At 44.5% G+C, this 11894-nt stretch carries 10 protein-coding genes; 4 read left to right on the forward strand and 6 right to left on the reverse strand.

What is annotated here, in order from left to right:
* Positions 1–168 precede the first annotated feature (168 nt).
* Together L5L94_RS06770 and L5L94_RS06775 are read left to right on the forward strand one after the other, a co-directional pair.
* Positions 169–1083 (forward strand): DUF368 domain-containing protein, encoded by a 915-nt coding sequence (locus L5L94_RS06770; RefSeq protein WP_028761321.1) that lies wholly within the window; start codon positions 169–171, stop codon positions 1081–1083.
* Between the two features lie 227 nt (positions 1084–1310).
* A complete protein-coding gene (locus L5L94_RS06775; RefSeq protein WP_173497566.1) occupies positions 1311–2885 on the forward strand; it encodes a hypothetical protein in 1575 nt (524 codons plus the stop codon).
* Positions 2886–2977: 92 nt separating this feature from the next.
* On the opposite strand, the gene L5L94_RS06780 is transcribed toward L5L94_RS06775, so the two are convergent.
* Genes L5L94_RS06780 through L5L94_RS06790 form a run of 3 tightly spaced genes read right to left on the reverse strand, consistent with a single transcriptional unit; the run spans position 2978 to position 5370 of the window.
* Positions 2978–3637 (reverse strand): transcriptional regulator, encoded by a 660-nt coding sequence (locus L5L94_RS06780; protein ID WP_113939392.1) that lies wholly within the window; start codon positions 3635–3637, stop codon positions 2978–2980.
* A gap of 50 nt (positions 3638–3687) precedes the next feature.
* Positions 3688–4962, reverse strand: a complete 1275-nt coding sequence (locus L5L94_RS06785) for a serine dehydratase subunit alpha family protein (protein ID WP_263162089.1) — start codon at positions 4960–4962, stop codon at positions 3688–3690.
* A gap of 24 nt (positions 4963–4986) precedes the next feature.
* Entirely contained in the window at positions 4987–5370 is a 384-nt protein-coding gene (locus L5L94_RS06790) for a RidA family protein (protein ID WP_028761317.1), read from the reverse strand.
* Between the two features lie 256 nt (positions 5371–5626).
* Here L5L94_RS06790 and L5L94_RS06795 point away from each other — a divergent pair, with 256 nt between their 5' ends.
* Positions 5627–6898, forward strand: coding sequence for an amino acid permease (locus L5L94_RS06795; RefSeq protein ID WP_028761316.1), 1272 nt, complete (start codon positions 5627–5629; stop codon positions 6896–6898).
* Positions 6899–7011: 113 nt separating this feature from the next.
* Here L5L94_RS06795 and L5L94_RS06800 read toward each other — a convergent pair whose 3' ends face one another.
* The 3 genes from L5L94_RS06800 to L5L94_RS06810 are packed head-to-tail and all read right to left on the reverse strand — an operon-like array spanning position 7012 to position 10172.
* Entirely contained in the window at positions 7012–8631 is a 1620-nt protein-coding gene (locus L5L94_RS06800; protein ID WP_263142410.1) for a methyl-accepting chemotaxis protein, read from the reverse strand.
* A 44-nt stretch (positions 8632–8675) separates the two neighbouring features.
* Complete coding sequence (locus tag L5L94_RS06805; protein ID WP_105251847.1) at positions 8676–9086, reverse strand: phosphate ABC transporter substrate-binding protein; 411 nt, start codon at positions 9084–9086, stop codon at positions 8676–8678.
* A gap of 9 nt (positions 9087–9095) precedes the next feature.
* Positions 9096–10172: a porin gene (locus tag L5L94_RS06810; protein WP_263162092.1), complete on the reverse strand. Its 1077-nt coding sequence runs from the start codon at positions 10170–10172 to the stop codon at positions 9096–9098.
* A gap of 575 nt (positions 10173–10747) precedes the next feature.
* Here L5L94_RS06810 and L5L94_RS06815 point away from each other — a divergent pair.
* Positions 10748–11890 (forward strand): transglutaminase-like domain-containing protein, encoded by a 1143-nt coding sequence (locus L5L94_RS06815; RefSeq protein WP_131523632.1) that lies wholly within the window; start codon positions 10748–10750, stop codon positions 11888–11890.
* Positions 11891–11894 lie beyond the last annotated feature (4 nt).

The following is an 11894-nucleotide window of genomic DNA, read 5'->3' on the forward strand; positions in this document are numbered from 1 at the left end:
GAGCTTGGGTTGCTCTGGTCGGATGAGTGTAACATTAGGATAACAACAAATACCAGTCGGCTTAATTAAGTAAACTTCATTTCGCGGTTTTAAGTGTAACACCGTATAATTGCGGCCAATTTGTCGTGTAGCGGCAATGGCATGTTGATTTAACTACAAGGACTCACAGTGAAATATTTGCTGACGTATTTTAAGGGAATGGCCATGGGCGCTGCTGATGTTGTGCCTGGCGTTTCGGGCGGCACCATAGCGTTTATTACCGGTATTCTCGATACTTTGCTCGATAGTGTAAAACGCATTAATCCTTCCCTTTGGGGCGTAATCAAGTCGCAGGGCATAAAAGGGGCATTTGCCCATATTAATGGTGGCTTTTTAGTGAGTCTGCTGGCGGGGATCCTGACCAGTATTTTTACCTTTGCGAAGCTGATTTCTTGGTTGTTGGCGGTACATCCCATCCCGATCTGGTCGTTCTTTTTTGGGCTTATTCTTATCTCTGTCGTGCATATGCTTAAGCAAGTGAGTGGTTTCACTGTAGCACGTTTAGGTTTATTTGCGCTTGGTGTGCTGGCTGCATGGGCGATTACTGTGCTGAATCCGGTCGCGGTAGAAGCCAGTTACATGAATATCTTTTTCGGCGGCGCGATTGCGATTTGCGCTATGGTATTGCCAGGAATTTCAGGCAGTTTCATCTTATTATTGTTAGGGTTATATCCTGTGGTCCTCGCTGCCGCTAAAAATATTCAGCTGGATATTTTGGCCTGTTTTGCTGCTGGTGCCGTGATGGGATTATTGACGTTCAGCCATTTATTGTCGGCGCTGCTGCGTAAATACCATGATGCCACTATCGTGTTTCTAACCGGATTAATGTTAGGTACCTTAGGTAAAATTTGGCCATGGAAAGAAATCTTAACTTGGCGGACCAACTCCCACGGCGAACAAGTACCTTTGCTGGAGCAAAATATTTCCCCGCTTAATTTTGAGCAAGTAACGGGTCAGCCTTCACAACTGATGTTAGCCATTGTGTGTATGTTAGCGGCGATTGCACTGGTTTGGGGGTTAGAGAAAGTGGGCAAAAGAGATTAGCCCTTTGTTACCTCAACATCATATTCAATAAAAGCAGCGAGATACGCTGCTTTTATTTTTTTGCTCATATGCTCATCTTACTTGAATCAGGTCAGCTTTCGACTTTAGGGCAATGTCATTTTAGCCCTGTTTTGGTTACAATCACAGTTCACATTTAGCGTACTCAGTCGACGTTATGTTCCAGTTTAAACTCAGTGAGAGTTTGCAGTTACGATAAGGATATACTTGTGGATAAAAAACAGGTCTCGTGGGGCGGTGTAGCGCTGGCGATTTTTGCTTTGGGTCATGTGGTTAACTTACTCATAGATAAACAGGATTCTGATATATCGCCCGAATTAAAACAGCAAATTTCTGACACGATCTTGGCTCACAGATCACCATCCACCGCGAATAATTCATTAACGTCCATCCCGAGCAATCTTGAGGTGGCCGACGATTCTACCAAAATCCCTATGCCTGCCCAGTTAGCCCAAGTGAGTCAAATCTACAGTAATCTCAGTGCATTTGCGGCACTCAAGCAAGACGGTACTGTGGTGGCATGGGGCGATGCTGAATGTGGTGGCGATATCAATAATGCCGCAGAGCCTCTGGTCAATGTAAAAGAGTTATATGCGGCGGAGAATACCTGTGGTTTTGCGGCCTTAACCCGTGATGACAAACTTATCCCTTGGGGGATGGGGATGAAGCAAGTGCTGACAGGCGTTCGTTCTTTTGTGTTGGCAGAAGGGCTTTATGCGGCCATCAAACAAGATGGTAGTGTAGTCAGTTGGTCTAATCTGGATTCAACACCAGCCGAACTGCTCTCGGGTCAATATGCTGCGCCTGCGATGACCAATATTGATTTTGTGTTGATTAATAAAGGTGCCTTTGCTGCTTTAAAGCTGGGGGGAGCAGTAGTGACTTGGGGCGATGCCGCTTATGGTGGCGATAGTCGCCACGTGGCCTCTGAGCTTAACCATGTTGATCTGCTCTATGCCAACAATAATGCTTTTACCGCGAGGACGGCGACGGGAAAATTAGTGTCTTGGGGCGGGGTCAGCGATGATCAAAAAGGCCGCGAACAACTGGCAAAACTCAGCCAATTAGCGCCTGCAGTGAAAGTTGTCAACACGGATCATGGGTTTGCGGCGCTGCTGGCGGATGGCAGCGTATATACCTGGGGTGAGGGCGAATTGACTGAGCATCACGTCGCGTTTCCAGCTCGTTTATCTACTACAAAACGCGCCAATAAAGTGATTGATATTTATGCAAATCGTGGCGCATTTGCCGCCTTAACCATCAGTCGTCAACTGCACGTATGGGGCAGTAAATTCAATGGTGCCGATACATCAGTCCTACAGGATAAGTTGCAAAAAGTGCACAAGGTTTATCCCTTTGAGGAGGGGTTTGTCGCGCTACGCAAGGATAATACGGCCATTGCTTGGGAAGGTTGGGACTTGGTAGACAAGCAACCACGTTATCAAGAAGTCACTCAGGTGAGCAAAGTGGTGACCTATGAGCGGGAGTTTGCCTTTTTAAAACAGGATGGCACTGTGGTTGATGGCCACTCTGGACCCAAAACTGAAATTACCCAAGCAACGGATATTTTCCCGACAGGCTTAGGGTTTACGGTTAAACGCCAAGATGGTTCGATTGCGGTGTGGATGGGAGGCGAGGCTGCGTTAACATTAGATAAACAAGCCGTTGATTTGAGCCAAATGCGCGACATTCGCAGCAATTTGCTCGATGCCATTGCCTTAATGGCCGATGGCACAGTGCAGGCATGGAATATGATGGGCTTTAGCGGACAAGCTGCGCAATAACAAGCGCAATCACAAGTGCAAAAATAATAAAACCAAAGGGCTAAGGTTATTTACACCTTAGCCCTTTCTATTTAGGCGAGTTTTTTCTCGCTTTAAGCTTGATTGGCTTTGATTTCCCGCAGATAGCGATAAATCGAATGCACTGAAATCCCCAATCGAGTGGCCGCGACTTGGGCACTGTCCTTGAGTTCGAAAATCCCTAACTCATGCAATTGATTGACGATTTCGCGACTCTTTTGTGAAGGTGAAATCGCGGGATTCGCGCGAACCTCATGGTTCACACTGTCGATAGTGCTATGGAGCGCTTCATCGATATTGCGGGCAAACACTTCGGGCGAGCTGGTCAGTTCGCTGCCAAGGAGTTGCTCTGGCATCATAGTGCGCAGTACTGATTGCAGTGGTGCATCCATGTCGCTGTTAATACACAGTAACCCTATGGGTTGATTTTTACTGTTACGGATCACCGTCGTAATTGATCTTAGCGTCTTACCATTGGCACATTTAGTCAGGTAAGAGTTGGAAATATCCTGACCGGTTTTGAGCTTGAGCAAGGCAAGGTTGGTTATTGGAGCACCCACTTCACGGCCTGTGACATGGCCATTGGCAATTTTGACCACAGACGGATGTTTCGCATCTAGGCTGTGCAATACCACTTCTGTGTGTTGACCATACATGGCAGCGATGCCATCGACGATATTTTCGATGGATTTCAGAATATCCAGATCACTTTGCGTTAAATCTTGCAGTTTCACAATTTCAACCTTTAGTTATTAACCCGCAAATATTCAGCGGGTTAAAATCATCATGCCGACATAATATCGATAATAGTGACATCTGTGGATGACATGCCATTGAGGATCATTTTGCCAATGTTTTTAATGGTTTTCTCTACATCGGTAGCAATAATACCTTGGCCTGAGACATTGTGACTACTGAGCGCCATCAAAAATGAGCGCACGGCCGCACTGGATGAAGTGCTAACCTTCATGGCGCAGGACGCTTTAGCGCCGTCACATACCATACCAGAGCTGTCGCTGATCACGTTTTGAATCGCGAAACAGGATTGTTCGAACGAGCCACCGGCTAAATACACCATGGCCATAGAAGCGGCTGCGCTGGTGACGGTATTGCCACAAAATGCCGACAGTGGTGGATAATGGGACTTGATATAAATCGCCCCTAGATGGCTCATAATCAAGGCGCGGGCGAGTTTTTCTTCCGAAACCTTATAACATTGTGCCGTCAATACCACAGGAATAGTTGCCGCTATGCCTTGATTACCACTGCCAAGATTACTCATGGCGGGCAAGTTTGCCCCGCCCATGCGAGCATCGGATGCTGCAGCAGTTAACATGACGATTTTATTCAGTAAGTCTTCACCGATAATGCCCGCGGCTATGCCGCTTTTCATGGTGCGGCCGACTTCCAGCCCATAGGGATTCGCCATGCCTTCATCGGATAATTTGCCATTTAACTCAGAGGCTTCAAGAATGAATTTAATCTCTTCGAAGGGGACGTCTTCGGCGAAGCGATAAATGGATTCGATCGTGATGTCCACCCCTTCACAGATGGAACCAGTGGCTTTGGCTTGCGTGCTATCGACACTGAAGACGGATTCGCCATTGAGGCGCTTCTCGGCAATAAGCGTATGGCCGCCGCAGATTTTCACTAAGGCTTCGCGGTCGCCTTTTTTCGCGATGACACAACAATAGATAAATTCTGCTGTTTCGGTGCGCTCGACCGTCACTTTGCCTGCATCAATCAATGCCTGTGCTCTGGCGACTTGTTCTGGCGTGATCACGGCCAATACTTCTAAGCCCGCATCAGGATTACCCGCAATGGCGCCTGCTGCAGCGGCAATTGCCAGACCGATTTTGCCTGTGCCAGGCACAAACACGCCCATAGAGTTTTTATAAAGATTGTCAGACACTTGTACTGCAATTGAATCGGGTTCAACACCCAGCAAGGCGCGGGCGACGGCGGCGGCGTAAGCGGCGGCGATGGGCTCTGTGCAGCCTAATGCGGGCTTAACCACTTGTTTAATGATTTGAATATACTGCTGCCATTGGGGTTTCATGAGCTTACAACCTTATGTTAATGCTTAGATTTTAACGTGTGCTATCGCTTCAACTTCTACTTTAACGCCCAGCGGAAGGTCCTTCACTGCAAAACAGCTACGAGCTGGGCAGTCGGTTTTAAAATAGGTTTTATACACTTCGTTAAAGGCGGCAAAGTCATTGATCTCTGCAAGATAACAAGTGGTTTTAAGAATCGTTTCTAAGCTGCCACCACCCGCTTCGAGTACGTATTTGAGATTCTCTAATGATTGAATCGATTGCTCAGTAATCCCACCGTCAACTACGCTGCCTTTCTTTTTACAAACTGGGAGTTGGCCAGAGGTAAAAATGAGGTTGCCATAGGCTGTGCCATGGGAATAAGGGCCAATGGCCGCGGGTGCACGTTCTGCGTGAATAATGGTTTTCATAGTCTCTCCAACTTGCAAATAAAATTGAATGCCTAGGTCGGCGTATGTGCAACATTATTTGTATTTTTATGTTTTATTGCAATTATTTTTTAATGAATTTCATTTGTCACTGCAGTTTGTGCGCTATTTATCTCGTTTTCAGTCAAGTTGTGAGCTTTAACTCTTTGTTCAACAAAAGTTGAGTATTTTGATTGCTGAGTTTGTTTTGTTCAAATATATTTGCACAAAATAATACCAACTAGGTAAAGGTGAAATGATGGATGCAACAATTACTGCTGCACAGTGGAAAGCAGATACCCGCTTCGATAGTACGGATTGGGGCTGGATTATCATGAGTATAGGAATGGCGATTGGCGCGGGGATCGTATTCTTGCCTGTGCAGGTCGGTTTGATGGGGTTATGGGTTTTCTTACTGTCTGGCATTATTGGCTATCCTGCCATGTATATGTTCCAACGGTTGTTTATCAATACCTTAGCAGAATCTCCAGAATGTAAGGATTACCCGAGTGTGATTTCGGGTTACTTAGGTAAAAACTGGGGTATGTTGTTGGGTGGTTTGTATTTCATCATGCTGGTCATTTGGGTGTTCGTTTATTCAACGGCCATTACAAACGACAGTGCTTCATTTTTGCAAAGTTTTGGGGTCACTAAAGCGTTATTGTCAGAAAATCCTTTCTATGGTTTAGCCTTGATCTGCGGTCTTGTTGCTTTAGCCTCCCGCGGTGAGAATCTTTTGTTTAAGATCTCTACTTTTATGGTACTGACTAAGTTGGGCGTTGTCGCCGTGCTAGGGTTATTGATGGTGGATAAATGGGATATCAATAATATCGGCGCTATCCCAGCAACGGGAGATTGGTTAAAAGATGCGGTCGTTATGCTGCCCTTTACGCTAACATCGATTCTGTTTATTCAAAGTTTAAGCCCTATGGTGATTTCATACCGTTCGCGGGAAAAATCCCTTGCGGTAGCGCGCTTTAAAGCGATGCGCGCTATGAATATTGCCTTTGGCGTCTTGTTTGTCGTGGTGTTCTTTTATGCTGTGTCATTCACCCTAGCAATGGGACATGATCAGGCTGTGCGTGCATCGGAAGAAAATATCTCGGCTCTTGCTATGGTTGCCCAAGGTATGCAGGGACAAACACTGAAATTGCTGAGTTTAACCTTGAATATTTTTGCGGTGATGACGGCTTACTTTGGCGTATATCTTGGTTTTAGGGAAGCTTGCCAAGGATTGACCATGAACATGCTGCGCCGTTATATGCCTGAAGATCGTATCAACAAAAAGCTTGTTGGTTACGGCATCATGATTTTTACCATTCTATTATCTTGGGGCGCGATTGTGTTGAATGCGCCAGTGCTAAGCTTTACGTCGATTTGTAGTCCAATTTTTGGTTTAGTCGGTTGTTTGATACCCGCTTATTTAGTGTACCAAGTACCTGCATTACATAAGTACAAGGGGGTGTCGCTGTATATCATTATTATCACAGGCTTATTGCTGTGTGTATCCCCCTTCTTAGCGTTTAGTTAACACGGATAAAGTGGTACAAAAAGATAAGCTTTAAGGAATTAAAAAACCGGTATTTAGTGTAAACTCAATACCGGTTTTCTGTGTTAAGTCATCATCTCGATAATGCTCTATGGTCAAAGTTTGAATTGAGATGTGGCGTTTTTCAGTTCATTGGCAAAATCGACTAATCCCTCAGAAACATTGCGAACCTGCGACAGAATTTGCAATGTCTGTTCAAATGAAGCGTTCATATTGACGACGTTATCGACCACTTGAGAAGCAACCGAGGCTTGCTCCTCCGTTGCCGAGGCGATGTGAGTATTCATACTATTGATACTGACAATCTGCTGTTGAATTGATTTCAGTGCACTCCCTGTATTTTGAGCATTGGTTTCATTTTCCGATGACTTCGACATCGCCACATTCATGGTATTGACCGAGGAAATGGCCGCCGTTTTAAGGTTTTGTAACACATGACGAATTTCAGTGGTTGCATCGGCTGTTTTAGAGGCGAGAGCGCGGACCTCATCAGCGACTACGGCAAAGCCTCGTCCTTGCTCACCCGCGCGGGCGGCTTCGATGGCGGCATTAAGTGCCAACAGGTTGGTTTGCTCGGCAATAGAGGTAATCACATTTAAGATAGAAGTGACATTTTCAGTATCTCTGGCGAGCTCGTTGATCGAGTTAGAAGCCGCCTGAATTCCTGTATTTAATTGCTGTGAAATATCGATTGTGCGCTGAACGACTGTCATACCTTGCATCGCTTCTTTCTCCGCGACCTGTGCTGCACTGGCGGCTTGGCGGGCATTTTGTGAGATTTCGATGACAGAGTGACGCATGTCTTCCATTGAGACTTGTACTGCGCTGGCATCATGGCTTTGCCGCTGGGTGGCATGCGTCGCATCTTCCATGCGCTGTTTCAGTGAGCGCGAGCTATCAAGCAAGGGATCGGTAACATTCACCACCCTTCGAATAGAATCTCCGAGCAAGCGAAGAAATCGATTGAAGTTACTTGATACTTGGCCGAGTTCATCACTACCAGATACTTTGAGCTGATGACTAAGATCGCCTTTTCCATCGGCCAGCTCACTCAGTGACTGGGCGACATTACGCGCAGATGAGCTGATAGCACGTGCAATGGCAATAGTGACAATCAACATCACGATCAGCAAAGCGATGCCGATGGAGAGGGTGAGCCACAAACTTTGCGCAGATCTGTCGCCAGCTTCTTTTATCGATTGTTTAAATTCGAGTACTTTGCTTTGTTTGTAATCTTGTATTTCATTAAGTACAGCTTCATAGGCTTGGGATTTTTCTTGGCTGATCTGGCCAATGTTTGCCATATCAATCGTACCCGCCAACATGCCTTTAGCCAGCTTAATCGTCATGTCGTTATAGCGGGTTAATTTAGCGGATAGATTACTGAGTTTATTGGCTTGCGAGGGATCGACACTATCTAATTGTTGTAGGTTTTTACGTAAAGATTCATACATAGTACCTGCATTTGTTAACAGGTCTTCGTCGGCAAAAGAAACCGATTGAGTATAAAGTTCATCGAGTCGTTGGATAAAAAACACGTTTTGATTGGCGAGTTCAACTCTTTGGTAAACTTGCTGCTCCATATAATTAAGTGTGGTGCGATTTTTATTTATGGAGATGACACTAATGCTTAAGTTTAAAGCGAAAATGATGACTGCTAAAATAAATATCGCGATAACTTTTTTAAAAATAGAAATATCATTAAAGAAATTCATCCCTTGCCCCCAAGTTGTGCCGAGCTTGAGCTCGGCACTCCAATCTAAAACTCGGCAATAACTTTTACCGAATCATTGGCCTCACTACTATCAATATAGCCAATAATATTGGGGTTCGATGCAACTAATTTTATCATCTCCGCCCCACTAGTGACTTCCTTGGGTGGCGTTCCTTTGCCTGTAAATACTTTTTGTGACCAATATGACTTAAGTTGGCTGGATGACTTGCCCAGCACTTTAGTATCAAAGGTTTCCCTTAAGGGCATAGCACTGTCAAGATTGACCGGCACGGCTTGCGCTCCACCAGGAAAGGTCTTTGTTTTCCCTAGAAAAATATTTTCAATAACCTTTTGGTCGACAGTGTCTGCATTACTGGGATGAACGATGACAACCACACCCGCAAATAGTGGCATTGAGACTAAGCTGAGTAGGATTAAGCAAAGTAACTTATTCATTTCTCTCTCCTAAAATACTAAGTCAATGCCAAGACTGATGGATTTCGAATCCCCTGCGACTTTCATACCTGGGCCACCGTCATCTTTAACGTCATCATACTGAATTTTAAAGGCCGCCGAAGGATGGAAATCCCAACGTATACCTGCAGAACTTGTATGGTGAACTTCACCGCCTTCACCATCATTGAAGTCTGAATAGGAAATGTAAGGCATCACTGAATCGATACGATAGCCGAACGAGAGAAGATAAGTATCTAGATTACTCCCATCGAGATCTAAGCGGTTAAGCTCAGATAAAAAAAGGAAATTCTCATAATCTATATTAACGGATAGGCCATAAAACTTACCCGTACGTTGGTTGCTACCATTCCATTCCTGCTGAATACCACCAATATAACGTTCGTTAGTGTATTGCATATGCGTGAGGCGAATATCTAACCAATCTTTGTTGAATTGAACAACAATACCGCCTATATCCTTCCATACTTCTCGGGTATTTTCGAGGAAGAAAAAATCAGATAAAAGCTTATTAGGTTCGCTATCTTCGCTACCGTAATAGACTTGTCCAGACATAGTCCAGTCGCCAATTAAATAGTTATATAAGGCGCTGACACCTGTGTAGTTAAATATTTGCCATGTGTAATTATCTGCGGGTGGACGTATCCAAGGATAAGCATATCCAACATCAAAAAAGTCACTGTAATAGTAGAGCGGTAAGCGTTTTTTACCTCCTTGTACTGTCCAATGCTCATTGATCTCATAGGACAGATAAGCCCATTCAAAACTTGCCGAAAAGTCATCAGCCCCCCGGGAAACAACCTGTGCAGTGGCAGATAAACCTTCGAGCAAATCCGCTGAGAATTGAATACCAAATAAGGTATCGGGTTTGAAACTAATATCTTCATCATAGGCGCCAACGAGTGGATAGTCGGCGAGAAAGGTGGGGCCTAAATCAAACTCTGCAACGCCCGAACCTTCGAGAACTTGACCTGCAACAACTGAGGCAAAACCTGAAATGTTGACTTCTGCATAAGCGGTAGAGCTGAGCAAAAGTGAGCAAAGACCTAATGAAAGCTTATGTTTCATAAAAAAGCCCTTTAAGTGAGTATATTCGTTTTTAAGCCTAGAACAGGTATAAACATACGCAAACTTTTATTAAACATTTTTGCAACATGGTGGTCTAACTCCCATTTTGAAAGATAAGTTTGATATCTTATGAGTAAAAAGCGTTAGGTAATATTTGCCAAAGAATATTACTGATTTTGCTAAATGAGAGACTCAAAGCTTGAGTGAAAAGTGGTGAGATAATTATTTTTATTAACAATATTAGCCAAAGCTAAATATGGTTGTTATTTAGCCTTTAGATTATAAAGATAACGCAATTGATACTTTTTTATTAAACTAAAATTGGGCTTTTTACATAAAAATGCTCTAAATCTATCATTGATTATGCTTGTTAAGTCAACGTCGATATTTATTCCATTTTCATGTGTATGCCAACGCTGTAGCATATTTTACTGAGTCTTTTTCTCCGATGTAGTGGTTTTATACTGTATGGTTAGCAGCTTGATTGCTGCACAGTGCTATAGCACCTATAATCTTGCTCTCTTATGTTGAGTTTCTCTTCTTCCTAAACATGATCCAATAAAAGGAATGTCATAATGCAAAGACGCAATTTTTTAAAAAGTGCGGCTATTTTGTCGACTGCGGGTTTTATCACGCCAGTACTGGCATCTTCCTCTAAATCGAGTGTCGTTGAACATGGCTCAAGCGATGGACGCCGCCGTTTTACCTTAATCAATACTTACCATCTTATTGCCCCAGAAGGGTCTGAGGGTGTGGTTAAGTTGTGGATCCCTTTGCCCGAAGACACGCAATTCCAATTGGTGAGTCAGCTGAATTTTACGGGTAGTTTTAAAGACGCCTATATCAGCTCAAACAACAGTTATGGCGCCAAAACCCTGTTTGCGACTTGGCCCGATGCCAAAGCGAACATGACAATAACGGTTGAGCTTGATATTGAAACGATAGATTGGGAACCCGTTAAAAGCGGTGCCTTAACCCATTACCGCACCCCAGAGCAGATACATTATCCTGCAGATGTTGAACGTTATTTGCTGCCGACTAAACACATGCCGCTTAATGGTATTGTGAAGCAAACAGCAGATAAGATCGTTGGTAGCGAGACTGAACCACTGAAGCAAGCACGACTGATTTATCTTTGGGTTAGCGCTAATATGTTTCGCGATAATAGCGTGATTGGCTGTGGTACGGGTGATGTAGCAAGTATCCTCGAAAGTGGCAAGTTAGGCGGTAAGTGTACTGATATTAACTCAGTATTTGTGGCGCTAATGCGCGCAGTGGGGATCCCTGCCCGTGAGATGTTTGGGATTCGCTTAGGTCAGGCGATCAAGATGGGCGAATACTCTAAAAAGGCCTTTGGTAGTGCCGATGACAAAGGGGTTGCCGATGTCAGTGGTGGTCAACATTGTCGCGCTATGTTCTATTTAGCGGGTTATGGTTGGTTGCCAGCCGATCCTGCTGATGTGACAAAAATGCGTTTGACGGAGAAAAAGGAACACAACGATCCCGCAGTTCAGGCCGTGAATGATTACCTCTTTGGCAATTGGGAAATGAACTGGGTTGGCTTTAACTATGGCCGTGACTTTGATTTATTCCCTACAGCCGAACAGACACCACTGAATAATTTTGGCTACCCGTATGCCGAAGTTGATGGCGATCCCGTGAACTATTATGAGCCTAAAGTGTTTGCCTATGACTACCAGTCAACCGAACAACGCTAAGGGC

Source organism: Shewanella sp. SM21, from assembly GCF_025654335.1.
Classification (GTDB): Bacteria; Pseudomonadota; Gammaproteobacteria; order Enterobacterales; family Shewanellaceae; genus Shewanella; species Shewanella oncorhynchi.

What these genes read in the sequence shown, in the direction of transcription:
- L5L94_RS06785 (WP_263162089.1), bottom strand. Translation starts at nt 4,962, where the DNA reads ATGAAACCCCAATGGCAGCAGTATATTCAAATCATTAAACAAGTGGTT.
- L5L94_RS06790 (WP_028761317.1), bottom strand. Translation starts at nt 5,370, where the DNA reads ATGAAAACCATTATTCACGCAGAACGTGCACCCGCGGCCATTGGCCCT.
- L5L94_RS06795 (WP_028761316.1), top strand. Translation starts at nt 5,627, where the DNA reads ATGGATGCAACAATTACTGCTGCACAGTGGAAAGCAGATACCCGCTTC.
- L5L94_RS06800 (WP_263142410.1), bottom strand. Translation starts at nt 8,631, where the DNA reads ATGAATTTCTTTAATGATATTTCTATTTTTAAAAAAGTTATCGCGATA.
- L5L94_RS06805 (WP_105251847.1), bottom strand. Translation starts at nt 9,086, where the DNA reads ATGAATAAGTTACTTTGCTTAATCCTACTCAGCTTAGTCTCAATGCCA.
- L5L94_RS06810 (WP_263162092.1), bottom strand. Translation starts at nt 10,172, where the DNA reads ATGAAACATAAGCTTTCATTAGGTCTTTGCTCACTTTTGCTCAGCTCT.
- L5L94_RS06815 (WP_131523632.1), top strand. Translation starts at nt 10,748, where the DNA reads ATGCAAAGACGCAATTTTTTAAAAAGTGCGGCTATTTTGTCGACTGCG.